Origin of the sequence: Clostridium sp. AF50-3 (assembly GCF_003477445.1) — a bacterium.
Lineage (GTDB): Bacteria > Bacillota > Clostridia > Lachnospirales > Lachnospiraceae > Otoolea > Otoolea fessa.
The window spans coordinates 28,193-53,165 of the sequence record NZ_QUDH01000020.1 but is presented as its reverse complement, the minus strand read 5'-3'; the positions used below and the strand labels follow the sequence as shown (position 1 = coordinate 53,165).

Sequence of the window (24,973 nt, the reverse complement as noted above, 5' to 3'; positions counted from 1 at the left end):
CTAATGCCATTCTCCTTGCGATCAGTTTGTTTTCGTGGTCTCGACCTTCATACCATTGACAGTCAGTTCTCCTTCCACCGGGATTACGATGCAGTTGCGGCCATCGATCTTTCTAACTTCTGGAGTTCCGGTCTCATTCGTTTTCACCTTGATGGTCACGGTCGGAGTCTTTAATTCCAACGTCCTTGTGTCAGAGAGATTCTCGTAACATAACTTCTCCCCTTCATCCAGAACACCCTGTGCGGCATGGTTGAATTCCGCATCGGAAATTGGCTGTCCAGTTGCACGTTCCAAAAGATCCTTTAGTTTTTCTTTGTCTAACTCCGCCTCTTCCGCGCGTTCCATGTCTGCACGCTCCTCGATCGTCTGGTCGATCTGTTCTTTCACGGCCATTGCCATGCTGTAATCGAGTTCTCCCTGGAACAGGTTTTCGGCGATTTTGCAGACTGCGTCCTTCTGCTCTTCTGCCGCCATTGGAAGTCCGCTTCCGGTGAAATTTAAGACAGCCTGGTCGCCAAGGCTTTTGACACTGCGGTTATAAAACAGCATTTCATGGATATCCGCCGAACGATCATTGAAAGCCGGGAATAAAAAGCCGTAATCCGGTTTATGCGCGGTCCAATTGCGCACCATGCTTTCAAAGGTGCCGCATTCCTCCGAGTATCCAAGACCCGGTTCTGTAAGGCTGACCGGGCAGACTGCGCACAGAATATGCGAAAAGACTTCCTCGGAGGCGTCTTCCATCTCAAGGTCGTCACTGGTTTTCCCAGGTACGTCGTAACGGTTGTGAGCCAGGAAGATCACAAAATTTTCATGTGTTTCGATAGCGCCGGTGATCCGGTCATAAAACTCATTCAGTTTATCATCATCCTTACAGCCGTCCGTTACAAGTTCATACAGTAATTCCTGCAGCTCCTGCTGTTCCTTGGATAAGGGGACATTAAATAAGGTCTTCCCAATGGAACCGGACAATGTCTTTTTAAACACATCCAGGTATTTGAAAAAATCCTCTTCCTGCAAAGACTGAAAAGCCGTTTTAAATGTTGCGCGCTCCCGATCCTCACCATGGACGTAACAGCCGCAAAGCATGGTAAAGGAATTGCTTTCCGGGCGCAGTGTTTTCTTGATCTCCGCAATCTCTTTCTTAACCATCATCATTCTCCTTTTCGTAATTGGTACTCTTTTTGTGGGTATGTGGCATGAGAATCCGACCACCACTTTTCTAATGGGTGCCAGCCGACTTCGGTCCTGCCTCATTCTCAGTATGGCGCGGATATCGGCGATATTCTTTTGCGGATAACACTTTTTGGCAAAAATCCGCAAAAAAGGAACGCACTCTCGCACGTTCCTTATGAAACACTCGTCTTATTTCGACTGCATAGTGTGAACCAAGCCATCTGGTTCCACCCAGGCACCGTCCCGGTTGACATGATATCCGTCCGGAGTGACCGTATCAGAAAGCATGTACCCATTGCCACCAAAGTAATAGCATTCGGCTACCCCGTCACGGTTGCCATCCAGCCAGCGCCAGCAGTTAACCGGGTAACTCATACCGTCGTCATTCTTCCACCACCAGCCATTTGCATCGTTCTGCCAGCCGTATATAAAGGAGGAAACAGACAGTCCGGTACCGGAATCCGTATCGGACGTTGCTCCACCCTCTTCTTTTTTCGTCACACCAGGACCGGTTGCTGAAGTATCCTTATTTCCCTTGGTATCATTAAAAGTTGCGCGGGAACTGGAAATCCATGTGCTTTCCGAATAATCTGACCACGCGGAATCGCCGGAAGACTTTCCAGCAAGAGCTCTGACGCGGAATGAATAATCGCCTTCCGATGTCATCTTCTTTTTGAAGTTGTATTTATTCTTTTTGACTTTCACTTCTGCTATCTTACTTCTGGAGTCGGAGTCCTCGGATTCTTTGTAAAGATACACTTCATACTGCTTCGCACCTTCTACTTCATCCCAGATGGCGATACATTCGTTGTCATCATCCCAGCCGGTATTATCCGGTACATCCAGTCTTGCCGCCGCATAAACAGCCATCGGTTCCCCGCAGAATACGGCCGGTGCCGCACCCAGGGATAATGCCATAGCTGCTAAAATCAAACTTGCATGTTTACGCATTTTCTTATTTCCTCCTACAGACCAACTTTAAATTCATCACGGCCGGTACCATTTGCCACGTAATAGGCGACATTCTCTTCCGGTTTGATATACAGCTCCAGTGTTTTTAAGACGCCGTTTTCCTTTTCAAACAATGCCTTATAATGCGCCTTTGCGGACTCAGCTACATCATTGACTAAAATCTGGCGCCCGCCAAATTCAACGAAGATCTTTTCCTCCTTCTTGGCTACTTTTACAGGTTTCTTTACCTCCTGTCCAGTCTTTTCTGCATCCGTGGCCGGTACTGTCATTCTCTCCGTTTTTTTCTCTTCCATTCCTTTCAGATTTCCTCTGACGTTTACCTCCGGTTTTGTGTGGTTTGTACTCGTTCTCATCGCGAAAACTCCTTTCAAAAATTATATTCAGTATCAGTATGGCATAATTTTCCAAAACACTGTTTTGCGGATAACACTTTTTGGTCAAAAAAAAGACGGACAGAAGTAAAATCTGTCCGTCCGCCATAATATGTTCTAACTTAATATGTTCTAATTCTACGGCTTCGCCGGATCCTTCTCACTTCCTAAAAGCGGATAATTTGGATGTGCGCTGATATCGTAACAATCATCGTATAACGGCTGATATCCAGTGATCATACAAATCACCTTTCCTGGCTTCATCCGACGCACTTTACCCATGTTCAGGAGATTACGGAGTATCTGAAGTAGGTCACAAAACAGTCTAAACGGACGCACTTCATCCACAATAGACTTGGTAGTGTTTCTACTTACGATTGTCGCCTTACTGATCAACCGCACGATCTCTCGGTGTACTTCCGTCTCGGCTGCCCCGAGATATGCGAATGTCATGCAATTCCCCACGATGATTTCCCAGTCTTCCGGATACAATGTTTTTATCTGCGCCAGTGAATTAACGCAGAGCATGACAGACAAACCGTACTTATGCATGGTGGGCAATTTCATCTGAAATCTCGGCAACACTCCAAGACTCGCAAAATCATCCATGACGAATCTTACCTGGCGCGGCAACGGAAAGCAGTTTATCTCAGCGGCGTATTTATACAACCTGGCCATCATCTGAGTATAGATCATATTAATAAGCATAGTATCGTCATCGTTCGCGGACGGAATGAGAAAAGTAGCGGTGTCCTCCACGCTCATCATTTCAATCTCCATCTGATCGTCCTTTGTTAGAGTCTGAATATCTTCACGAGCAAAAACCGCCAGACGCACGGCTGCCATGATCAACACGGACAATGCAGTTCTTTCGCTTTCCTGCTTGAAAACGCGATACCGCGCCGTGAAGCTGTCTTCTTTCGCTGCATCTTTCGCTTCACCGAACAGTTTATCCAGTGCTTCAAGACCCTGCTCGTCTGTTTTTGCGTCGTTCAGTAATTTGAGCACGGTAGCGAAATTCTGATCTTCTTTTGGACGACACTGGACCACGTAAAGGATCAAGGCTTCCAGGATTGCCCTTTCAGCCTTTTCCCAAAATAAGTCTGCTGTTTGTTTCCGCTTTGCGGAGGCGCAGTTAAAAATACACTGGACGAGCAGACTCGCATCCTCTTCGTCCCTTACATAATGAAGTGGATTATACTGATTGGAATGTTCTATGTCAGACAGGTTCAGGACGCGCACCTGGTAGTACTTCTTGCGGAAAAAGGATGCGTTGCGATTAAAATACTCTCCATCACGATCCAGAATTACGTAGGAGCCAAAAGCCTGAAGCAAATTCGGCTGAATAATTTCGCGTGACTTTCCGATACCGCCAATAACCAAAACGTTATTATTTCCCATGTGACCAAATCCAACGCGGCCATGCTGCGACAGGATGATATTTTTCTGCTTATCCATATCTGCTTTGCCGATTGGATAAGTCTGTGTTTTTGCATGATTTAACGAAATATTTTTCCGCATTATTGTTTCTTTTTGAGGAACCCGTAAGAGTGTCAGTTCCATCCTCCTTTCCTGTTTTGTATCGTTCGTCCGTACCATTGCTGTTTCACTGTGTTTCTCGGACAGGTTTGCAACCCATGCCATAAAGGCAGGAATACCGCATTCTGGCATTGATGAAAAATCGTTTGCAACCAGCCTGCGCATTGATATACCACTGTCCGGATCTGTTTCAGCATGATCTACGTCAAACATCGGCAGTCGCATGAAATACGGACTGGTGATCTGATTCTTAAGCTCCAGGGACCCCAAAAGAGGATGGCTGCCGCCCATCCGCAGCTTATGGTTATCATACCGGTAATATTCCACCAATACATTTTCGTAACGCTCTTCTACATAATTCGGTGCGATGTAGCCCTTTCCAGAAATTGTTACACCTTCAGTATGTCATATGTTTCCATTTCCATCTTTTTTTGCGGATAACACTTTTTGGTCAAAAAAAGACAGACAGAAATAAATCTGTCCGTCCTTTACGATTCTATGGCTTTACCGGATTTTCTGCACTGCCCAAAGTGAATAATTTGGATGCGTGCTGATATCGTAACAGTCATCGTATAATGGCTGACGTCCCATTACCATGCAAACTTCCTTGCCCGGTTCCATCCGGCGCACTTCATCCACACTCAGAAAATCGCGGTTTGCGTTTTTAAGGGGGTGTGGATTCGACCCAGCGATGTCATCCGCAATGGACTGGGTGATATTTTTACTTACAATTGTCATTTTGCCGACCATCCTCACGACTTCCTGATGTACTTCCGCCTCGTCTGCCCCGAGATATACGAATGCCATACAGCTTCCCATGATGGTTTCCCAATCTTCCGGATACAATGTTTTTATCTGTGCCAGTGAATGAACGCAAAGCATGCCGGACAAACCGTACTTACGCATGGTGGCCAATTTCATCTGAAATCTCGGCAACGCTCCAAAACTCGCAAAATCATCCATGACGAATCTTACCTGTCGCGGCAGCGGAAAGCAGTTTGTCTCAGCAGCGTATTTATACAACCGGTCCATCATCTGAGTATAAATCATATTGATAAGCATGGCATCGTCATCATTCGCGGACGGAATGAGAAAAGTGACCGTATCCTCCTCGCTCATCATTTCGATCTCCATCTGGTCGTCCTTTGTCAGAGTCTGAATATCTTTACGGGCAAAAACGGCCAGACGCACAGCTGCCGCGGTCAGTATGGACATTGCAGTTTTTTTGCCTGCCTGTTTGAAGACGTGATACCGCACCGTGAAGCTGTCTTCTTTCGCTGTATTTTTCGCTTCGCCAAACAGTTTATCCAGTGCGTCAAGACCCTGCTCGCCTGTTTTCGCGTCATTCAGTAATTTGAGCACGGCAGCAAAATTCCGCTCTTCTTTCGGACAGCACTGGACCATATAAAGGATCAAGGCTTCCAAGATTGCCCTTTCAGTCTTTTCCCAGAATGAGTCTGCTGTTTGGTCCCGATTTGCGGAGGTGCAGTTAAAAATACACTGGACGAGCAGACTCACATCCTCTTCGTCCCTTACATAATGAAGCGGATTATACTGATCGGAATGTCCTGCATCAGACAGGTTCAGGACGCGCACCTGGTAGCCCTTCTTGCGGAAAAAGGATGCGTTACGATTAAAATACTCTCCACCACGATCCAGAATTACGTAGGAACCAAAAGCCTGAAGCAAATTCGGCTGAATGATTTCGCGTGACTTCCCGATACCACCAATAACCAAAACGTTATTATTTCCCATTTGACCGAATCCCACGCAGTTATGCTGCGACAAGATGATGTTTTTCTGTTCATCCTTATCGGCTTTGCCGATTGGATAAGTCTGCGTTTCTACATGATTTAACGGAATATTTTTCTGCATGATTGTGTCTTTTTGAGGAACCCACAAGAGTGTCGATTCCCCCCTCCCTTCCTGTTTTGTATCATTTGTCTGTGCCATTGCTGTGTCACCGTATTTCCTTGATAAGCTCTCAACCCATGTCATAAAGGCACGAATGCTGCATTCTGGCATTGATGGAAAATCATTCGCAACCAGCCTACACATTAGCATACCGCTGTCCAGATCTGTTTCGACAGGATCCACGTCAAACATCGGCAGTCGAATGAAATACGGGCTGGCGATCTGATTCTTTTTGAAATACACTATCGCATTCCCAAGCTCCAGAGACCCCAAAAGAGGATGTCCGCCGCCCGGTCGCCACTTATTGCTGTTATACCGGTAATATTCTACCAGCACATTTTCGTAATGCTCTTTTTCATGTTCCTTGAACAACTTATATAACTCCGTGACATAGTCACCAGCGTGCTCCAGATCCTCTTGATCCATAAGCGGGCAATGGCACGATTGACGATCCGTTTCACGCAGTAAATGTGCCAGGAACGGTCCGGCTCCACATGGGAATCGTAAAACCACGTAGACAGCGCATTCAACCAGTAATCCTCGCCCATGCCATAAGGCTCCTGCTCTTTCATAAAATGCTTATATGCCTGCAGGAAGGCAAGCTTGTTCCCGGCACTCTCATTCTGGACGTACGGTACATAATCCAGCGCCTCCCGCTCCCCGTACAGGGTTTTTGCCTGCAGGTAATCGAGATATTCCGGTTTGGGGAACATCTGCGACTTTTCCCGATACCCAAACAGGGCTCTCGGGATCCGCTCCAGTTCCTCATATAATGTCGTCCGGTCAAACCACGGTTCATTGTAACCATCACGAGTTTTCGGAGCTACGCGCCACGGATTTTCCGTTCCTTCATTCAGATTTGTTTCCGCATCCTGCTCTGTCGCGTCCTTTTCTACCGCATACCCCCGTTCGTCCGCCACTGCCAGATAAGTCCGTTCCAGTCTGTCCATGCTTTCCTTTGTGATGTTGGGCTCCAGGATAGACTGAATTACGCCGAATGCCGCCTCTGGTGGAAACACATTCCCGGAAACATAACGCCGTACGGTACTATCATTTACCGGATACCCACGTACATCCATTTCTTTATGGAGGTTTGCCGCCGTCGCGATTCCGGATTCGGCAAGACATACCTTCAATGCGTCAGAAAATTCTTTCCTGCAATCGGTAGTTCTCTCTATTTTGTCTGTCATGATCATTCTCCTTTCTTCTGGTTTTTTTCTGCCGATGTCGAAAGCATAGCAGAAAAACCGCGTGCATAGCATGGTACATGCACGTGCGAGGTAATTATGCACGTGCACGCTCTGTTTTCTTCAGTATGCTACATGCCGCATACTCTTCCATACACGCGTACGATAGGTATAAAAAAATGGATGTGTTGCAGTAACGATTTTAAATCGTTACTGCAACGCATCCATAGCATCCTGTTAATTTTCCCCATACAGACTTAAGATAATCCGTCCGTTTTTTCTTGTTTCCCGCAGATCAATCACACGTTGGTTGGAAGACCCACGAAAGCGGAGGGTAATATCCTTTTTCGCCTCGACAAATCTCCCATCTACAAGAACATCTGCGAGTGCAAGGATCCGGTCCGTGTCCACACCGTGGCATCTGGAATTGCTGGGATCAATCAGTTCCTCATACGTATATCCGGAATAAATCCAGATAGTTTTTTCTGGAAGTTCTTTCCTTATCCGTTCCATGAACGGCAATAACGCTGACTGGTTTGCAACTTCCATCGGTTCTCCACCAAGAAATGTAAACCCGTCGATATAGGACGGTCGGCTTTCAAGGATCAGCTGGTCCTCGACAGCCTTCGTAAAAGGCTTTCCATAATTAAAATCCCATGCGATCTCGTTGAAGCATCCCGGACAGTGATGTGTGCAGCCAGATACAAACAGGCTCGTACGGCATCCGGGACCATTTGCGATATCGCACATGAATACTTGGGCGTAGTTCATATTTTTCTCCTTTGTATGCTTTGTATGATTTAGGAAGACCGGAATTTGCCCGGTCTATCCTTCGCTAATTGATTAAGACCCAGTTTCAAAGGCAACTTCTCCTGTCATCATCTATTTTGTACAATTATGACGTATATCAACTGTATCATTGGTTGTATTCCAAATTGTTGTAGTATATCAACTGTATGATTGTTATATCAACCGAATCATTGTATCATTGCACATTTCTTTGATGACATATGAGAACTGTATAATTGTTATAAGAACTGAATCATTGTGCATTTGCGCTTCGTTCTATCTGTTATATAACAGATGTAATAGTTACATGCTCCACACGGTCACGTATCTCCTGTGTCCTTCCTTGATTCCAGAACTGCGTCCCGATATACCCACAGGTACGACGCGCAACGGACATCTTGGACTGGTCGCGATTGCCGCAGTTCGGACACTCCCAGACCAGCTTCCCACTGTCATCCGTCACGATCCTGATCTCACCATCATAGCCGCAGCATTCACAGTAATCGCTCTTGGTGTTTAATTCCGCATACATGATGTTATTGTAGATATGCTTCATGATCGCAAGGACTGCCGGGATATTCTGCTGCATGTTCGGCACTTCCACGTAACTAATCGCGCCGCCCGGAGAAAGCTTCTGAAACTCTGATTCAAAGCTTAACTTCGTAAAAGCATCGATTTTCTCACGTACATTGACATGATAACTGTTCGTGATATAGTTGTGGTCTGTCACGCCTTCGATTGTACCGAAACGCTTCTGTAAGCATTTTGCAAATTTGTACGTTGTGGATTCCAACGGCGTTCCATATACAGAATAACCGATATTTTCCGCCGCACGCCACTCAGCACATTTATCATTTAATTTCTGCATCACGGCCAGCGCGAATGGCTTCGCTTCCTCGTCTGTATGGCTCTTTCCGGTCATGTAAAGACACATCTCGTAAAGGCCGGCGTAACCGAGTGAGATCGTTGAATATCCGCCATACAGCAGCTTATCAATCTTTTCTCCCTTTTCCAGTCTCGCAAGAGCGCCGTTCTGCCAGAGGATTGGAGCAACATCGGATGACGTTCCGAGTAATCGTTCATGGCGGCAGCGTAATGCCTTGTGACATAATTCCAGGCGTTCCTCAAGAATCTGCCAGAACTTGTCCATGTTTTTCCCGGAGCTTAACGCAACATCTACCAGGTTGATCGTCACTACGCCCTGATTAAAACGTCCATAAAACTTTCTGCTTCCGTCCGCGTTGCGGACATCGTCTTCCGCAGTCAGGAAGGAACGGCATCCCATACAGGTATATACGCATCCCTTCTTTAATTCCCGCATGATCTTTGCGGAAATGTAGTCCGGGACCATCCGTTTTGCGGTACAACGCGCCGCCTGTTCGGTCAGATACCAGTATTTGGACCCTTCCGTAATATTATCCTCGTCCAGAACATAAATCAGCTTTGGGAACGCCGGAGTAACCCAGACTCCCTTCTCATTTTTCACGCCCTGGTAACGCTGCTTTAAGACCTCTTCGATCAGCATGGCCATATCGTCCCTTGCTCTTCCCTCCGGTACCTCGTCCAAATACATGAACATGGTCACGAATGGCGCCTGCCCATTACAGGTCATCAGGGTGATCAGCTGGTACTGGATCGTCTGGATACCGCGGGTGATCTCGTCTTTCAAGCGGAAATCCGTCACGGTATTCACCTGGGATTCGTCCATAACCACACCGGCTGCCTCATTTTCCTGCTCGATCTGCTTTCTGATACGTGAACGCGAGACTTCCACGAACGGTACCAGATGTGCTAATGAGAAGGACTGTCCGCCATACTGGTTGGATGCTACCTGTGCAATAATCTGTGTGGTGATATTGCAGGCCGTATAAAAACTATGCGGCTTCTCGATCATGGTGCCGGAAATGACAGTGCCATTCTGGAGCATATCTTCCAGGTTCACCAGGTCGCAGTTGTGTTCTTTCTGCGCAAAGTAATCGGAATCATGGAAATGAATAATTCCAACCCGGTGCGCTTCCACAATCTCTTTCGGAAGCAGGATACGGTCCGTTAAATCCCGGCTCACTTCTCCTGCCATATAATCACGCTGGGTAGAGTTGATGATCGGGTTCTTATTGGAATTCTCCTGTTTAGCCTCTTCATTCTCACAGTTGATAAGACTTAAGATCTTATCGTCCGTGGTATTCGCGTGTCTGATCAGTTCGCGCTTTTCGCGGTACTTCTGGTAGCTCATCGCAACAACCGGCGCATGCTTCATCAGGGCATATACCACAAGGTCCTGAATTTCCTCCACATTGGAGGTACTCGGGCGTTCCTTAAGCTCGTCTTCCACGTCAAGAGCAATCGCCTCGATGTAGATGTCCTTCATGCGGCTTGGTTCCGCAACGGAAAGATTCGCCTTGGTGATTGCGTTGACAATCTTATTACGGTCGAATTCGGCCTCTGCACCATTTCTCTTAATGATTTTCATATGTACTCCTTTCTGGGCCATGCCCAATACCTTATATTTATTTTGTCTTCAGTATGGGGATGGCATACTGTGATTTTGAAGCAAAATAAGGGCGGCATTTTGCGCCGCCCTGTGAAGTTATGCCGTAACATCCATAAACTGTTTATCCACAAACATGTTAAATAAGACTACAGCTCTTTTTTTTGCCTTATCCGTAGATCCCGCTACTTTAATCGGATCAATCGCGCATTTTGATGCCATACGGAATTTTTCCCGGTATGCCGTTGACAGACGCTTCCAATGCATGGTGGTATCATTCTGCAACAGCATGTGATACGCATCTTTCAAGGAACGTGGTGTGACGGATTTTTCGATCGCAAGCTTTTCGATCATTTCATCCACCAGGCCGAGATCTTGAACATAATATTGCTCCGCTTTGGAAGATGTATCCTCTTCATGTTTCTTAGCTGCATCCTGCAAAACGGTATACAGACAGCCACCTAACAATCCGCGGTACTGCGGACCTGTTGATTCCAGAAAATAAGCAAGCCTTAATGTGGATTTCGCACGATCCCCGTTTTCCCGAATGTACTCCTTTTCTACCTGTTCCCAGACGATCCCGTACTGGTTTCTCATGCGGGTGTACGCTTTGGACAACATTGCTCCTCTTTCCGTGTCCATTTTATTAGTGATTCCAAATTCCAGTAAAAGTGCATGGATCTGGTCACTATAAACGCGGAAGCTCATAAAGTCTGAATCTTGTCCTTCTTCCGGGATGGTGGACGATGCTTTCTTAGAGACAGGTGTTTCCTGTGTGCTTATATCAGGACCAGTTCCCATGTCCGGCGCTTCGTCTGGAATGTCAGATCCGGTGTCAATATCCGGTGTTTCTTCCGCGGTTTCGTGTTTTTCGAAAGCCTCCGTATCCAGACTGGTCCTCGCTGTAACCTTACGATTTGACGCACTCTGAAGTTTTTTCTCAAGGAGCGCCTTCTTGTCCGTTTCCTGAATTTGTTCCCCGCGGTTTAAGATCTTTGCGGTCGCCGTTGAAACGCTTCCTGCATTGACTGGATTGGAGTCTTGCACCATGGAACAGATTGCATCCTGAATGTTCATGATAGCCTGTCCCTGTATCATGAGATTCTGGGATAATAAGTTGACCGCCTGCGTGAGCAGCTTGTTCTGTTCCCGGATTGCCATATATAGCCCCGCCACGTTCTCTGCGCGCTTCAAGTCAGATATTTCTAATGCCTGCACTCCATGCGAAATGCATTCGATCAGTGGCGTCAGATCAAGTGCAGCGCCGGAACGCACATAGCGGTAGGATCCTGTGCCCCATCCGTCTGTGTTCCCTGTTCCTGTACGGCCGTTTCTTCCTCCTGTGCTGAACCGGCATGGAAATAACTCTGGATAAATTCTTTCAGCTCCTTTTCCCGTCGTGGCTGCAGCTTTTTCGCCTGCAATGCTGCATGGAATGCCGATTCCACATACAGGCTGACCGGAAAAACCGGGTTACCCGCACGCTTGCAGCCTGGATTTTCATCCCACAACTCCCGTAAGCATGCGGTTCGCATATAAGATGCGTCCTGCTTGGCGCAGACCTTTACGAGGTCTCTGACCTGACGGCTTAAGCATTTTTCCATCTCTGCGCTCCGGACAACCGGTTCTCCCTGAAATGTCCACGGATATAAAAGCGTACCGTGAATCATCAGGTCGTGTTTAGGTTCCGGAGTCTCCTTTTTTACCGGTTTTGACACATTTTTTGGAACCGACTGTTGCTTTGCATCCGGCAAACCGGATACCTGCATCTTAGCCTGCTTCATCCAGTCCATATAATACGAATTGTGGTATATGGTCCATTGTGATGTGTCCAACTGATGCGCTATGTCCATAACCGACGGAAGCTTTCCGTCATGTTCCTGTTGGAATTTCTTTGCCGCAGCGATCATCATATCGCCCTGTTCTTTTTTGTCTTTTGTTTTAGCGATCATTTCTGCTTCCTCCTTATATTCCTTATAATTCAACGTTCGCTAACAGTATGGCGAACGCAAAGGGAAAAGGCAGCCCAAAATACAGTGCATGCCAGGACCCACCACTTATGCATGGCAGAAAAACAAACGCTCAAAAACAGGAAAAATGACCAAAAATCGTTATCCGCAAAAAAAGCCATGGAAAATTTGCGACATACTGGTAGAAATAGCTGCAAGAAAAAACTTGTCTTATGCAGCCGCACGTACAAAAAGGAGAAAATGATGGAGTTAAACGAATTAGGATTGACGGAACGGCAATGCAGTTCCTTAAACAAAAGAAAGATCACTTCCGTGGAAGCTATGCTCAGAAAACAGCCGAACCACTACTGGGATTTTACCAACACTTACGCACTGGATATCCAGAACGAACAGACATGTACCATCCTGCAGCGCCGCGCCCCGTTCGCGGTTATAGGAACCTGCCTGTCCTGCCAGACGGAGCAGCGGAACCACACCATGATGCTAAAACTGAAAATTGAGGACGAACAGACAAAACAGAAAGATAGCACCGGACAGGTGCTGCAAGCCAATATTCTTGGACTGGACGCGTTCAAATACAGGCTGTTGGAAGATTTGGACGATAATCCGATGACAAGGAAACTCATCATACCAAATGCGCTGATGTTCTACGAGAACTCTGCAGATATGCAGGTTTCCGCAAAATGCGCAAAAGCCATCGCAGCCTTAAACCAGGAAGAACCCCCAGCTGCGCAGGCACTTGGATCGCTCCGTGTTTTCGGGAAGGACGCATGTTCCTCCATGGGCGAAGCTGCCTTACGGGAAACCTGCGGACCAGAGGTATGGGAAGCGATCGGATCTGCTTTTTGCGGTGCTGACATGCGTGAACTTCAAAAACGGTGCGCCAAATGGTATCTGAGAGGGCTCCGGTTAGACCTTGCAATCCGACGGATCTTACTGGAATGCCTGACGGTTTCATCCATGCTGGTCGGAAAGAGGGTGATTGTTGGAGGGTTTATCACCTACAATGAAGCGTACCGTACATTTTCCGTCTTAAACCCACCGGTATTCTCCTGGAATATAGAGCGCTATCACACATTTTACGTCCAGCATGGGCAGATCAAATCCTTCACTGCAGAGGACTACCGAAACGCTCTGGATCTGGCGCTGCAAAAAATCAGTTCCTTTGATATCATGCCGCCGGACCTGCTGCAAAAAGCAGGCCTTCCGTCTTTTTTGCAGTCCGCGCGCATGATGCACCATCCGCAGTCCTGGCGGGACGTGCAGACGGCGAAAAAGCGTGCCGTCTTTGACGACTTAATGTACCTTGCGGTCAAGCTTCAGCTCAACCATGCCGGCTCCGACTCGGAACACGGCGCGGTGTGTAACGATTTAACATTACAACAGGCTTATCTGGCATCTCTCCCATATGCCCTGACCAATGGACAGAAGCAGGCGATTGATACCGTCTCGGCACAGATGGCCGGAGGACGGCGGGTAAACTGCCTCATTCAGGGAGATGTCGGAACCGGTAAAACCTGCGTCGCGTTTGCCCTGCTCCTTCAAGCTGCGGGAAGTGGCTACCAGGGAGCCCTCGCCGTACCATACACAACTCTTGCGTGGCAGCACTACCGCGACCTTTCCGAAATTGCCAAAAACGCCGGGTTAAAGATCGCTTTCCTGACCAGTGAGACAAAAGCAGCGGAAAAGCGGAAGATGTTAGCCGGAATTGCAAGCGGAGAAATCTCCCTGATCGTTGGCACACACAGTATCTTTGCGGAGCCGGTACAGTATCACAACCTCGGCCTTGTTGTCATTGATGAGGAGCATAAGTTCGGCGTCGTACACCGGGGCAATTTTATGGAAAAGGGCGTCCCAGGATGCCACAAGATCACCATGTCCGCAACGCCGATCCCAAAATCCCTAGCTGATACCGTCTACGGGGAGGATTCCGGCATCATCACTATTACCGATAAACCTGCAGAACGGCTTCCGGTGAAAACCGCAATTACACAGGATGATGCAAAAGCGGCAAGACACATGATTGGGGAGATTCAAAAAGGCCATCAGGCGTACATCGTGTGCCCAGCCATTGATAAAAATGATAAGGCTGCCCAAGCATATTCCATTGAAGAAAAGGAACGCGTCTACCGGTCTTATTTTGACCAAGAACGCATCACAATGGCTGTGCTGACCGGCAAGATGAAAGCAGCCGAAAAAACAGAGCTGATGCAGAAATTCGCGGAAGGACAAATCGACGTACTGATGGCGACCACCGTCATCGAGGTTGGCATGAACGTACCGAATGCGACGGTGATCACAATTACCGGTGCGGACCGTTTCGGTTTTTCCACCCTGCATCAGCTCCGCGGGCGCGTTGGGCGCGGCCGGGACCAGGCGTACTGCATCTTACAGACAGAAGCGCCAAATGAGAAACTGGAATTTCTCCGTTCGACAACGGACGGATTCCTGATAGCCGAAAAAGACCTGGAGCTTCGCGGCCCGGGAACGTTATTCGGTGACCGCCAGACTGGTAACAACTATTTCATTGACCTGATGCTCGCCTATCCAAACATGTTCCAGTGGATCAAAAAAGAAGCAAAACATCTTTGTGAGACACAGACCGGGAAAGATATCGTTCGAAGATACGAAGAGCTCTTCCTGCCGGAAGAAAAACGATGAAATATCCATATCTGGCACGCCGGCCGACATCCCTCCGAAGTCTGTTCACAATCGCATCAAAAAACAGCCACTTCCATATTTGGGGAAATGGCTGTTATTTTTTAATGTTGTTTTTTAGTATATTGCGGTGGGGGTGCTCCCCGGGAACACCCCTGTGACCGTTCGTAATGCTTTCTGGCAACACCTAATACATCTGCTGATGCTTAGCTGTTCCTGCGTCTTATTTTAGTGCAGTTTCCGCCACGCCAGCTTCTTTTAATCTGGCAAGCGCCTCTTCATCCGTATGTGTCAGGATATCCGCGTACTCCTTGACCGTCTCCTGGCCGGCTTTTTTTAAGAGCACAACAGAATCCTTGCCGATCTTATCCGCTGTACGGAGTGTGATGATTGCCTCGTAAGGACGTACCATATGGTTATCATGGACTACGTAAGGCAGATATTCATACATTTTTTCTTCCTCGAACTGGTCAAACGGCAGCTCCGCCCCGGCGATTGTACCGTTTGCAACTCTGTCCGGGATATCTACATAAGGGCCAAATTCGTAATGCGCATTTTTCTTTTTATAATATGCGTCACTCTCATCAAATCCAAGTCCAAGAATTATCTTTTCGGAGACAGGATCTGCCGTCACCAAAAACGTCTGGTAAAATCCGTCCTCTACAAAAAACAATCCCGTTCCACCGATCCCGGATTTTTCCGTATCCGCAAGTACCTGCTCTGCCTTTGAAGATGCCACCCACTTAGCAAAATCAGCATGATCCTTAAAAGCACAAGCTTTCGTGGTATCTTCCACTTTCGTACAGCCTGCATCCCTTAACGCATCCGTGGACACAAATAAAAGATCCGCAGCCTGCGTTTCGCTGTCTAAGAATGCGATCATGTCGGAATTTTTTCCAAGCTGGCCATATTCATATAGATCAACTGCCAGCTTCCCATCCGACATGTCTGCCACACGGTCGGCAAAATTCTGTGCGATCTGATAAAGGACACTCCCCTCCATTGCATCCGTCGATAAGGACAGATGCAGTGTTTTTACTTCGCTCCCATTCGTGGTTTCCGTTGTATCCACCTTAGGTGCGAGGAACTTTGAGCCAAGTACCTTCCATCCGGCAAATAAGAGACCGCCGGCAGCCAACAAGGCGATTCCTCCCATGATCAATTTCTTTCCTGTTTTCTTTTCCATGATTTTCTCTCCTTTTCCTTATACCGCCCAACGCATTTCGCTCATTTCCACCAGATCCAGGTAGTCATGGTTCTGGTCAAATCCGAGGTCCGCAAGGGTTTTTGCCTGTGTCCGTGTGATATACATGCGTGATGCCAGGATCGCGCTGCGTAATTTTTCTGCAGGGCCAAATGGATCCTTTGTGACCTTGACCCAGCCGTGCTGCTCCAAAAGCAATTCCGGATTCCGCATCGGACGATCAGCCTGAACACCGAACGTTCCAGCCAGCTTTTTCGCCAGGTCGAAATGTCCGTGATAATCACATGGAAATGTCTGTCCATCGGGACTGATCCATCCGAACCAGCATTTTGATTTTGTTTCTTTGTTTGTGTGATGCATTTCTTTTTTTCTCCATTCCCTTTTTTATGATGCGCTTACAGTATGTGATTCTCACATACAGCCCGGCCCATCATTTTCCAAAATATTCCGATACATTTTCTGACACGTCCATGCCGACCAGTTTATAACGATCCGCGCCATTCAGCTTGCCATCCTTGATGTGGACGGCATGATGATCGATGCACTCCTCCATGACGTTGCGGACTGTTCTCGCATTGCCAAAATGCTTCCCTTTCTTTTCTTTTGCGATCCGGACGCGGAAATGCTCCATCGCTTCCCCATCCACGCATAAGCCTTTCTGATTCACCATATATGAAAAAATATCGCACATCTCATCGACCGTATAATCCGGGAACCTGACATAATCTTTAAATCTTGACGCAAAGCCCGGATTGGAATTGACCAGACGGTTCATTTCATCCGTATAGCCCGCGAGGATCAGGACAAATTTATCCCGGTTATCCTCCATCTGCTTGATCAAGGTCGCGATCGCCGCTTCCCCTGCCGCATCACCGGACAGCAAGGCATACGCTTCATCAATGAACAACACCCCTCCGAATGCCTGGCGGACGACGATCTCTGTTTTTGCGGCGGTATCCGCGGTGGTACTCGCTTTTAAAAAGTTACCGTCTGTTTCCAGGCATTTGTTTTCCTTAATGAACTTATTTTTATATAAAAAGCCGGTCATGATCCTTGCAACGGTCGTCTTACCGGTACCAGGTGATCCAAAGAACATCATATGTCTGGAGGATGCGGTATCCGCCCCCGATTTTTTCTTCTTCTTTTTCTGATTTTCCCGGTCATATTCCATACGCGCAGCCATCATTTTCATCTGCTTTTTGACCGGCTCCATGCCGACAAGTCCATTCATCGCTCCATCCGGATCCTTTTCCCCCGGATGCTGCATCCGTTTTAATGCGCTGCTGCTAACAATCCGCTCCATCTCGGCCAGTTTCTGCTTGTCTACCTGCAGCCGTTCCTTGCGCGACATAGAAGAATAATCTTCCATACCTTTGCGCCGTCCGTATTCATCGTATTCCATGGATTCCATATTCCGGTTAAACGCCCGCTCTAACGGCTTGTTCGCTATTTTTAGGGAAAAACCGATGCCCATCATGATCCATGCGTAAAATGGGATCTCCGGATACCGGTATAAAGCAAGCAGGACTCCGCCGATCATAAGAAGCGGAGATGCCACAAACAAGATTAACAGACATACATTCCTGATATATTTCACACTTTCCCTCCTTAACATCCTGCAATATTTCTGTAGATCCCAAAAAGCACCAAAAGAACTACCACGCACCATGTCAGCCCGTTTAAAAAACGTCCCCGCATCATACGTCCCGTTGTAAGATAATATGTTTGACGGACCAGCCACCATGCCCCCAGAAATGGCAAAAGGTAAAATAACAGGATGTTTTCCTTTTTTGCCGCCAGAAGATCTCCGGATAAAATAGCCAGACACATTCTGGTGATCCCGCAGCCAGGGCATTTAAGCCCCGTCCATAAATGAAACAGGCACGGGATACCGACCCCGGTGAGCCGCAGCCAGATATAATAAGCGCCTCCGGTGATACCGCAAAATGCCGGAGGCAGTAAAGTATCTTTTAATCGTTTTTTCATCTGTCATAAAAATTCCCGGCATTTCTGCCGGGAATCCCTTTCCTACTTACATTTCGGAATCGTCATGCTTTTCTTCCAGTGCTTCCGGAGTCTTTTCAGGCTCTGAAACGGAATCAGCAACCGGCGCTCCCGGTTCAGCAGCCAGGCTGTTTAAGTCGCTCTGCAGGATTGCAACCGCAACAATGCCAAGGCCAAAAATGCTTAACAGCAGATAAACCAGTCCACGGCTGGAAGTCGGTGCCCCGTTTGCAGTCTTTGCGGCATCCATATTCTCGCCGGCCTTAAAGAGCCAGTACAGCCAGTAGATACTGCATGTAATCAGACTGAGCAGGAATACGACAACGCCACCCTTCGCATTCTCCTTCTTGCTTACCTTGTTCATATCATTAACAAGGCAGACCTGCCAGTAAATCGCATAGATCCCGCAGGTTACGATGGAGAGGATGATGGCAAGCGCTACGCTTCTTTTCTTGATATCCGTCATGGTTTCCCCCTTTCCGTACTCCGGCTAAGCGCAGTACAATTTTCTCGCTGACAGTATGTCGCATCTTTTTAAAAACATCCCGCCGATCATTTATTTTGCGGATAACACTTTTTGTTACTCTTTCGCCAGTTCATTCGCCAGGATCTGGTATGCGTCGTTGATTTTCTGCGCATATGCGGCGGAATCAACCTGTCCGTTATCCGGGTGAAACGTTTTTAGGAGCAGGGCGCGCTGTCTTTTTAACTGCTGCAGATCATATTCCTGGCCCAGCATAAAGAGAGATTTTGCCTCATCCAGTTTTTGCATACGGCTTCGCGCCAGCCTTTCCGCTTCCATTTCTTTTTCCATGCGCGTCCTTATCTCCCGTTCCATCTGCGCCATGGCAGCAGCTTTCCATGCGTCGTCCTGTTGTTTTTTCTGCATTGTCATTTCCGCTTCCTGCGCGGCAGATACGACATGCGCAACCATCTGATTATAAACACTGCGGAAGGCTGCCAGATCCACCGGTTCCGCAAAAGACGCATGGCGTCCGTCAGAAACAGCCAGGATGTTCCCCCGCGCGTGGCGTTTGAGTGTTTCCTCGATCCGGATCTCCCCGGCTTGAAATACAGCCGAGAATAAAACGCTGCACTCGACTGTTTTCGTGCCGGCGTGTACAGTTCCAGGTTCCACGCGGATATCTACCTCCGATAAATCCAGACAGTCATAAAGATCTGACGATGGATATTTTAACTTTCCGTCTTTCGCAAAATCCGTTGCATCCCCTAAATAAACCCATCCGTGATGCTCGTCTATTGCCATTCTCCCGTACTGTGCCGTAACCCTGAATGCCGGATATACATGTTCTAATACGTGATCCGCATGTTCATATCCTTCCATGAACAGCCGGTAATCCAGATACCGGTACTGCCGGAATGATTTTGGTATTTTCCGAAAGCACGCTTTACAAATCCGTTCTCCACTGTATAATTTTACAGATGAAAAAAGACCTGTCTTTTGTTTACAATTTGCACATGGTTCCATAATCCCCTCCCGATCTTGCAGCATATTTGTCCTCAGTATGTCATATTTCTCCTTCTTTTTGCGTCCGAATGTTTTCCCCGTTTTTATAGAGGGGTGTTCCCGGGGAACACCCCTGTAGTTTTATGCAAAAAAAGAGGTTCCAGGCTACCACGGCCAGAAACCTCTTGGTTCTTATTTTCTTTTCCTTCTTTTTGTAACTTTTTTTGGTGGTGTCATGATCCGCTTACGCAGTTCGATCAACTTCCGATCCTGCTCCGCCAGTTCCTGCGCCCATTGCCGTAGTTCTGCTTCTATGGCACGGTTCCGATTTGCGTTTTTGTAGATCAGCTGATGTTCCAATTCCGCCCAGCTATCCATTTCCATAGTACGGATCTGGATCTCGCATTTTTCTTCCACGTTCATGCCATTGTGAAAAGCATTGACTGTGACAATCAAATGCAGGCTCCGATATCCGGATTTTTTTGGACGCCGGATAAAATCTTTCTGATACAGTAATTTAATGCCCGGGCTTTTCTTTAACAGCCCTGCGATCCGGTAAATGTCATCTGTATACATCGTAACGATCCGCACCCCGATCAGATCCGCACAGCATATCCTTGCCATATCGAATGTCTGTGGCATCCGTTTCTTCTCCAGTTTCCGACAGATACTGGCTGGTGTTTTCAACCGGCTTGAGATTGAACTGATCACTTTCCGGTCTTCCCATGTACTAAGGGAATTCCCGACTGCAGCAGCTGTAGTCTTCACCAATTCCGAAACATTATGATACAGCACGTCATAGTTCAGCGCTTCCATGTCCGCGCGGATTTCTTCCGCACAGTTCTTTTTTGCTCCCATATTCTTTTCCTCTCCTATTCCTTTTCTTTGGTCATATTATCAGTATGCGGATCGTTTTATCCCGGATGCGACGAAAAAAGCGGCGCTTACGCGCCGCTTTCTTATTCCAGATATACTTTTAAATATTTGACATATTTTGGATTGCGCAACTTGTGCAGGGCTTTCCCCTCGATCTGGCGGACCCGTTCCCGTGTGACAGCCATCACACTTCCAATCTCTTCCAGAGTCATCGGACGTCCGTCATCCAGCCCGAACCGCATGCGGATCACTTCTTTTTCCCTGCCAGTCAGACACGAATCCATACAATGCGTCAGCTCCTCGCGCATATCCATACGCTCAATGATCTCCTCCTGGCCTTTTGTACGCTCATCCGCGACGAAATCCCCCAGGACGGACTCACCGTCATTATTCCCTTCCCCGCCAATTTTCAGGTCAAGTGATACCAAGTGTATTTTTAGTTTCCGGACCTGTTCGATCTTTTCAATCGGGTACCCGGTCTTCCGGGCAATTTGTTTGATAAGTTCATCACCGGAGAACCCTTCTGCCTGAAGATCGCGCTCTGCGGCCATGATTCTTTTGACGCTGTCCTGGATATGGACCGGAAGCCGGATCGTTCGACTGTTGTCCGCCAAATCCCTCGTGATGGCCTGTTTGATCCACCAGGTGGCATATGTAGTCACGCGGTAACCCATGTCCACATCATATTTATCGATTGCACGCATCAGACCAATCAGACCAACCTGAACCAGATCGTCATAGTCGTTCCCCTGACCGATGTATCTCCCGGCGATTTTTAAAACGTAACGCATGTTATGATAAACCAAAGTATCTTTTGCTTGCTTTCGCTCTTCCGGTGTGCCTGTTTTTAACAGGGTTGCGTAGTGATGCTCTTCTTCCTGCGTCAGGACGGGGATATTTCGGAACGTCCGCGTGTAAAAGTCAGTCACATAATCTTCATCCGCATCCGCATCCAGCTGTTCCAGTTCTTTGTTTGCCTCTTCCTGTTCTTCCTGCGAAAGCTCTGCTTTCCCAGGCTCGTCCGCTTCGCTGGCCGCATATACTTCGCATTCTGAAAAATCCGAACTGTATTCGACCTCTACTGTATTCAATTGCTCTGTTAATTCCTTGCGCAAATACTGACACCTTCTTTCTCGCTGATCAGTTACAGTATGGCACATCCCTCCAATGCAACTATTTGCGGATAACACTTTTTGGCCACTGTGAAGCAAAACGAGCAAGGAATGAACCATCCGTTATTTCTTCTGCTCACAAATTGCACGTTTGATGCTGCCAGTAATTTGTTCACATTGATCGCTCGATTCGACGAGGCCAAGTTCATCTACAAAAGCCGGTTCCTTTAACAAACACAGCATATTTTCCACTCCGATATCTTCCAATAACAGGTAATCGCAATCCCACATAATGTATTCGTCCAGGATTTGCAGATATTCCGGTGCACGCAAGATATTCCGGATTGTGGTTGTAATTTCGTCCATTAGTTCGGTCATCTCTACACGACTGAGCTCTGAAAGTTCATCCACTTCGCAGACTTCCATGCACGCGATCGTTTTTGAGCAGGCAATCATTGAATATAATTCTATCATTTCCTCCGCCGTGACGGATGTTTGCCATGATTCATCATCAAACTCAGATACCTCACAAAGTACTTTATACAAAATATATTCACCCAGCAAATCAAAAGTATATTCATAACTTGGATCAGATAACTCGCGGAGCATACTGATTATTCTAAGCTCCCACATTTCATCTGAGACCATAGGAGTATTCAGCAACTGATTTTCCTCCAAAAAGTCCATAAGATGCGTCCGGTCCAAACTTATATCATTTTCTGAGATCGTAATCTCGAATACAACCGTAAACGCATTGATAAGCTCCTTTGAAATTGCTTTTTGCAGGGCATTGCCACTTCCACCATTTGGTAATCGATACATTTTTTATTCTCCTTTATTATTTTTGTAAACAGTATACCGTGTGTTAATAGAACCTTGTTTTTGCGGATAACACTTTTTGGTCACATTTAATGGAAATTTGCCAAAATCGCAGGCAAAGCGCCACGAAGATATAACAGCAAAACAAACACAACCAGGGTGAATGCCGCATGAATCAGTTTTTTCGTGATATGCATGACAAGTACCGCAGCCGCGACTCCAAACAGAACCGTAAAGATCTGGAACTGATGCGCTTCATAAAATGCCTGACATACAGGTAAGAATTCCTGAGCTACGGATGAGATTGTTTCCATCATAATTTTCTCCTTTTCACTTTCTTCCCTCATTATGTATTATGCTCGATAAAACAGACCGTCGCAAATACGGCGGCCTGTGATTTCTTAGAATTCCGGCAGAAATGCTGACTGAATTCCAAGGTTCAGAAGTTTTTTATTAAACTCCGCGATCTTACATGTCTGGTATTCCTTTCCAGTTAAAAGATCTTCTGAAAAGCAGTATAAGCGGATCGTGGCAAGATCCTTGCAAAGCGCGGCATCCGCACGCCCTGCCTTTAAGGCGTTTAACGGGCTGCGTTTAATATCAAGACCGTCCTTCCAGAAAGCAGCCAGCGCTTTTTCTTCTTTGGAGTCTCCCCCACATGCATCGATAGCCGCATAAATACCTTCAATGCTTCCATATTCCTTAAGTAATGGTACCGCCGCGGAAGAAACATTCCTGACACCCGGGTAATGATCACTGCTATCACCCTCGATTCCCTTTAAATCCGGAATCTGTCCCGGTGTTACTCCCTGATCAGCGATCACTGCAACTTCTGTATACTCCAAGTAATTCTTCAGCCATTGGCACATATCTGCGGTAAAGTCCTTTCCGCGGTACAGATCGAACATCGATCCCTTTTCCTCCAAGTCTTTTGGCGTCGGTAAAAACCAGACGCGCACATCACATGCATCATCCACTAACTGTAGATAATCCTTATCTTTCGTTACGATACGGACCGTCATGTCGTTTTTATGGATATTTGCCAGAGTGCCAGCCAGATCATCCGCTTCATACGTATCACTAAGCAACACTGGAATGCCTGCATCCTGCAACAAATTCTGCATGGTCACAAACTGCTGCTTTAATGGCAACGGAGTTGCTTCCCTCTGTGCTTTGTATTGCGCGAACATTCCGCGACGAAACGTATTTCTTGTTTTGTCAAAAGCTACAGCCAGGTAATCCGGATGCCAGCCGCCGATCAACCCGTTCATCTGACGCACCATTCCATAAATCGCATTGGTGTAAGTGCCGTCAGGTGCGTGCAGGATCTTATGGAAATACTTTTCCTTTTCTTCTTCCGTTTTTGCAAACTTTACTTCATTTGGAAGTACGGCATAGTAAGCTGTACTAATCATAGCCGATCCATCAAGTATCAGTAATTTTGGTCTCATAATAATTTTCTCCTTTGCTGTTAAACATAATCAGAAGGGTGTTCCCCGGGAACACCCCCATTGTTTTCTTATAAAAGCGTCTTGCAGACGTTTTTACAATTTCTCCACGAAAATCCGATATCCGTGGTATGCATAGCCGTCAGCTTCACCGCATCCTTCTGTATCCAAGATTGACGCGACAAAATTCTCCAACTCATCGTAATCAAATTGCAGATGTTTTGCAAAACCCGCACTAATGAATCCAATCGCGCTGGAATGTTTTTTTCTTCGCAAAACATTCCATAGGAAAAATCTCGTCTTCCGCCAGATGATCCAGGATCCGTCGGATATCCGCTTTCGTCATGCATGCGTTTTCCTCCACTTCTACCAGATACATATCCACTACCCTTTCTTTTCGTTCATTTTCCATTTTTTTACTCCTTTCGCAATGCCTTATCAATAACAACACCTTCAGTATGGCTTACTTAAGTACCGATCCCGGCCCGTTTTTGTACATCGGCTGTTCAGAGACAGATGAGGGGTGTTCCCGGAGAACACCCCAACCGTCAAAAAATATATCTTTTTTGCCACACCCACGTCTCCATACTGACACTGAATCAAGCAAAAGAAGAAATGGAGGCAGAAAAAAAATGAAACAGAAAAAAATCGACAGCCAGTTACAACCTTATGTGACTGAAAATTTACGTGAGCGTGACATTACGTACCAGTTGGAAGAGTGCGGTGCTTATAGCGTCATCACACTTAATGCGCCGTCAGCTCTCTGGGCGGAAATTGTGCAGGATGCAAAATATCAGCTTCAGACAGAAAAAGGCCAGGATAATTCCTGTTATCTGCCGGTTGTATCAATCCGCACATTCAGGAGCAACAAAGCCATGCGGCATCTGCAGGATGTGTTCGCTACGCATTGTTTTTTCATCAGAGAAGAACAGGCTGAAATCCTGCAGTATTTATACGCATAATCGCTAAGAGAGGAGA

General features: G+C 47.0%; 24 protein-coding genes. 2 read left to right on the top strand and 22 right to left on the bottom strand.

The window, feature by feature from the left end; genetic code table 11:
• Nucleotides 1-21 precede the first annotated feature (21 nt).
• From DW085_RS16530 to DW085_RS16485, 10 genes are all read right to left on the bottom strand, one after another.
• Nucleotides 22-1,152, bottom strand: coding sequence for a DUF4317 domain-containing protein (locus DW085_RS16530; RefSeq protein WP_182430921.1), 1,131 nt, complete (start codon nt 1,150-1,152; stop codon nt 22-24).
• Between the two features lie 213 nt (nt 1,153-1,365).
• Nucleotides 1,366-2,127 carry a hypothetical protein gene (locus DW085_RS16525; protein ID WP_118493826.1) on the bottom strand — a complete coding sequence of 254 codons (762 nt, stop codon included), beginning with the start codon at nt 2,125-2,127 and terminating at the stop codon, nt 1,366-1,368.
• Nucleotides 2,128-2,141: 14 nt separating this feature from the next.
• A complete protein-coding gene (locus DW085_RS16520; RefSeq protein WP_118493823.1) occupies nt 2,142-2,501 on the bottom strand; it encodes a DUF6465 family protein in 360 nt (119 codons plus the stop codon).
• A gap of 156 nt (nt 2,502-2,657) precedes the next feature.
• Nucleotides 2,658-4,385: a VirD4-like conjugal transfer protein, CD1115 family gene (locus DW085_RS16515; RefSeq protein WP_147353976.1), complete on the bottom strand. Its 1,728-nt coding sequence runs from the start codon at nt 4,383-4,385 to the stop codon at nt 2,658-2,660.
• Nucleotides 4,386-4,562: 177 nt separating this feature from the next.
• The gene (locus DW085_RS16510; protein ID WP_182430920.1) at nt 4,563-6,344 is read right to left on the bottom strand and encodes a VirD4-like conjugal transfer protein, CD1115 family; all 1,782 of its coding nucleotides are present in this window, start codon (nt 6,342-6,344) and stop codon (nt 4,563-4,565) included.
• On the bottom strand, nt 6,299-7,162 hold the full coding sequence (locus DW085_RS16505; protein ID WP_118493814.1) for a hypothetical protein: 864 nt from the start codon (nt 7,160-7,162) through the stop codon (nt 6,299-6,301). Before DW085_RS16505 ends, DW085_RS16510 begins: the two co-directional genes overlap by 46 nt.
• Nucleotides 7,163-7,396: 234 nt before the next feature.
• Entirely contained in the window at nt 7,397-7,930 is a 534-nt protein-coding gene (nrdG, locus tag DW085_RS16500; RefSeq protein WP_118493811.1) for an anaerobic ribonucleoside-triphosphate reductase activating protein, read from the bottom strand.
• 301 nt (nt 7,931-8,231) lie between these two features.
• Nucleotides 8,232-10,418 (bottom strand): anaerobic ribonucleoside-triphosphate reductase, encoded by a 2,187-nt coding sequence (gene nrdD / locus DW085_RS16495; RefSeq protein ID WP_118493808.1) that lies wholly within the window; start codon nt 10,416-10,418, stop codon nt 8,232-8,234.
• Nucleotides 10,419-10,535: 117 nt separating this feature from the next.
• Nucleotides 10,536-11,597, bottom strand: a complete 1,062-nt coding sequence (locus DW085_RS16490) for a hypothetical protein (protein ID WP_118493805.1) — start codon at nt 11,595-11,597, stop codon at nt 10,536-10,538.
• Between the two features lie 86 nt (nt 11,598-11,683).
• Entirely contained in the window at nt 11,684-12,388 is a 705-nt protein-coding gene (locus DW085_RS16485) for a hypothetical protein (protein WP_147353975.1), read from the bottom strand.
• A 258-nt stretch (nt 12,389-12,646) separates the two neighbouring features.
• On the opposite strand from DW085_RS16485, the gene DW085_RS16480 reads away from it, so the two are divergent.
• Nucleotides 12,647-15,067, top strand: coding sequence for a DEAD/DEAH box helicase (locus DW085_RS16480; RefSeq protein WP_207663901.1), 2,421 nt, complete (start codon nt 12,647-12,649; stop codon nt 15,065-15,067).
• Between the two features lie 220 nt (nt 15,068-15,287).
• On the opposite strand, the gene dctP is transcribed toward DW085_RS16480, so the two are convergent.
• The 12 genes from dctP to DW085_RS19255 form a co-directional block, all read right to left on the bottom strand.
• Nucleotides 15,288-16,250 carry a TRAP transporter substrate-binding protein DctP gene (dctP, locus tag DW085_RS16475; protein WP_118493796.1) on the bottom strand — a complete coding sequence of 321 codons (963 nt, stop codon included), beginning with the start codon at nt 16,248-16,250 and terminating at the stop codon, nt 15,288-15,290.
• Nucleotides 16,251-16,268: 18 nt separating this feature from the next.
• Complete coding sequence (locus tag DW085_RS16470) at nt 16,269-16,628, bottom strand: hypothetical protein (protein WP_118493793.1); 360 nt, start codon at nt 16,626-16,628, stop codon at nt 16,269-16,271.
• A 70-nt stretch (nt 16,629-16,698) separates the two neighbouring features.
• Nucleotides 16,699-17,865, bottom strand: coding sequence for an AAA family ATPase (locus DW085_RS16465; RefSeq protein ID WP_182430918.1), 1,167 nt, complete (start codon nt 17,863-17,865; stop codon nt 16,699-16,701).
• 11 nt (nt 17,866-17,876) lie between these two features.
• Nucleotides 17,877-18,254 (bottom strand): DUF2752 domain-containing protein, encoded by a 378-nt coding sequence (locus tag DW085_RS16460; RefSeq protein ID WP_118493789.1) that lies wholly within the window; start codon nt 18,252-18,254, stop codon nt 17,877-17,879.
• Nucleotides 18,255-18,300: 46 nt separating this feature from the next.
• Nucleotides 18,301-18,738, bottom strand: a complete 438-nt coding sequence (locus tag DW085_RS16455) for a DUF4234 domain-containing protein (RefSeq protein ID WP_118493786.1) — start codon at nt 18,736-18,738, stop codon at nt 18,301-18,303.
• 114 nt (nt 18,739-18,852) lie between these two features.
• Nucleotides 18,853-19,761 carry a J domain-containing protein gene (locus DW085_RS16450; RefSeq protein ID WP_147353974.1) on the bottom strand — a complete coding sequence of 303 codons (909 nt, stop codon included), beginning with the start codon at nt 19,759-19,761 and terminating at the stop codon, nt 18,853-18,855.
• Nucleotides 19,762-19,932: 171 nt separating this feature from the next.
• Complete coding sequence (locus DW085_RS16445) at nt 19,933-20,598, bottom strand: GTP pyrophosphokinase (protein ID WP_118493780.1); 666 nt, start codon at nt 20,596-20,598, stop codon at nt 19,933-19,935.
• 101 nt (nt 20,599-20,699) lie between these two features.
• Nucleotides 20,700-21,731: a sigma-70 family RNA polymerase sigma factor gene (locus DW085_RS16440; RefSeq protein WP_182430917.1), complete on the bottom strand. Its 1,032-nt coding sequence runs from the start codon at nt 21,729-21,731 to the stop codon at nt 20,700-20,702.
• A 120-nt stretch (nt 21,732-21,851) separates the two neighbouring features.
• Nucleotides 21,852-22,550 carry a hypothetical protein gene (locus DW085_RS16435; protein WP_118493774.1) on the bottom strand — a complete coding sequence of 233 codons (699 nt, stop codon included), beginning with the start codon at nt 22,548-22,550 and terminating at the stop codon, nt 21,852-21,854.
• Between the two features lie 86 nt (nt 22,551-22,636).
• The gene (locus tag DW085_RS16430) at nt 22,637-22,864 is read right to left on the bottom strand and encodes a hypothetical protein (RefSeq protein WP_147353973.1); all 228 of its coding nucleotides are present in this window, start codon (nt 22,862-22,864) and stop codon (nt 22,637-22,639) included.
• Nucleotides 22,865-22,948: 84 nt separating this feature from the next.
• Nucleotides 22,949-23,998 carry a 5'-3' exonuclease H3TH domain-containing protein gene (locus DW085_RS16425; protein WP_118493768.1) on the bottom strand — a complete coding sequence of 350 codons (1,050 nt, stop codon included), beginning with the start codon at nt 23,996-23,998 and terminating at the stop codon, nt 22,949-22,951.
• A gap of 232 nt (nt 23,999-24,230) precedes the next feature.
• Entirely contained in the window at nt 24,231-24,407 is a 177-nt protein-coding gene (locus DW085_RS19255) for a hypothetical protein (protein WP_182430916.1), read from the bottom strand.
• A 220-nt stretch (nt 24,408-24,627) separates the two neighbouring features.
• Between DW085_RS19255 and DW085_RS16420 the strand changes: the two genes are divergently transcribed.
• A complete protein-coding gene (locus DW085_RS16420; RefSeq protein ID WP_118493765.1) occupies nt 24,628-24,957 on the top strand; it encodes a hypothetical protein in 330 nt (109 codons plus the stop codon).
• Nucleotides 24,958-24,973: the final 16 nt, after the last annotated feature.

What these genes read in the sequence shown, in the direction of transcription:
- DW085_RS16505 (WP_118493814.1), bottom strand. Translation starts at nt 7,162, where the DNA reads ATGACAGACAAAATAGAGAGAACTACCGATTGCAGGAAAGAATTTTCT.
- DW085_RS16420 (WP_118493765.1), top strand. Translation starts at nt 24,628, where the DNA reads ATGAAACAGAAAAAAATCGACAGCCAGTTACAACCTTATGTGACTGAA.
- DW085_RS16530 (WP_182430921.1), bottom strand. Translation starts at nt 1,152, where the DNA reads ATGGTTAAGAAAGAGATTGCGGAGATCAAGAAAACACTGCGCCCGGAA.
- DW085_RS16480 (WP_207663901.1), top strand. Translation starts at nt 12,647, where the DNA reads ATGATGGAGTTAAACGAATTAGGATTGACGGAACGGCAATGCAGTTCC.
- dctP (WP_118493796.1), bottom strand. Translation starts at nt 16,250, where the DNA reads ATGGAAAAGAAAACAGGAAAGAAATTGATCATGGGAGGAATCGCCTTG.
- nrdG (WP_118493811.1), bottom strand. Translation starts at nt 7,930, where the DNA reads ATGAACTACGCCCAAGTATTCATGTGCGATATCGCAAATGGTCCCGGA.
- nrdD (WP_118493808.1), bottom strand. Translation starts at nt 10,418, where the DNA reads ATGAAAATCATTAAGAGAAATGGTGCAGAGGCCGAATTCGACCGTAAT.
- DW085_RS19255 (WP_182430916.1), bottom strand. Translation starts at nt 24,407, where the DNA reads ATGGAAAATGAACGAAAAGAAAGGGTAGTGGATATGTATCTGGTAGAA.
- DW085_RS16425 (WP_118493768.1), bottom strand. Translation starts at nt 23,998, where the DNA reads ATGAGACCAAAATTACTGATACTTGATGGATCGGCTATGATTAGTACA.
- DW085_RS16525 (WP_118493826.1), bottom strand. Translation starts at nt 2,127, where the DNA reads ATGCGTAAACATGCAAGTTTGATTTTAGCAGCTATGGCATTATCCCTG.
- DW085_RS16485 (WP_147353975.1), bottom strand. Translation starts at nt 12,388, where the DNA reads ATGATCGCTAAAACAAAAGACAAAAAAGAACAGGGCGATATGATGATC.
- DW085_RS16460 (WP_118493789.1), bottom strand. Translation starts at nt 18,254, where the DNA reads ATGAAAAAACGATTAAAAGATACTTTACTGCCTCCGGCATTTTGCGGT.
- DW085_RS16520 (WP_118493823.1), bottom strand. Translation starts at nt 2,501, where the DNA reads ATGAGAACGAGTACAAACCACACAAAACCGGAGGTAAACGTCAGAGGA.
- DW085_RS16435 (WP_118493774.1), bottom strand. Translation starts at nt 22,550, where the DNA reads ATGTATCGATTACCAAATGGTGGAAGTGGCAATGCCCTGCAAAAAGCA.
- DW085_RS16490 (WP_118493805.1), bottom strand. Translation starts at nt 11,597, where the DNA reads ATGGCAATCCGGGAACAGAACAAGCTGCTCACGCAGGCGGTCAACTTA.
- DW085_RS16445 (WP_118493780.1), bottom strand. Translation starts at nt 20,598, where the DNA reads ATGGGAGCAAAAAAGAACTGTGCGGAAGAAATCCGCGCGGACATGGAA.
- DW085_RS16470 (WP_118493793.1), bottom strand. Translation starts at nt 16,628, where the DNA reads ATGCATCACACAAACAAAGAAACAAAATCAAAATGCTGGTTCGGATGG.
- DW085_RS16430 (WP_147353973.1), bottom strand. Translation starts at nt 22,864, where the DNA reads ATGATGGAAACAATCTCATCCGTAGCTCAGGAATTCTTACCTGTATGT.
- DW085_RS16455 (WP_118493786.1), bottom strand. Translation starts at nt 18,738, where the DNA reads ATGACGGATATCAAGAAAAGAAGCGTAGCGCTTGCCATCATCCTCTCC.
- DW085_RS16450 (WP_147353974.1), bottom strand. Translation starts at nt 19,761, where the DNA reads ATGGAACCATGTGCAAATTGTAAACAAAAGACAGGTCTTTTTTCATCT.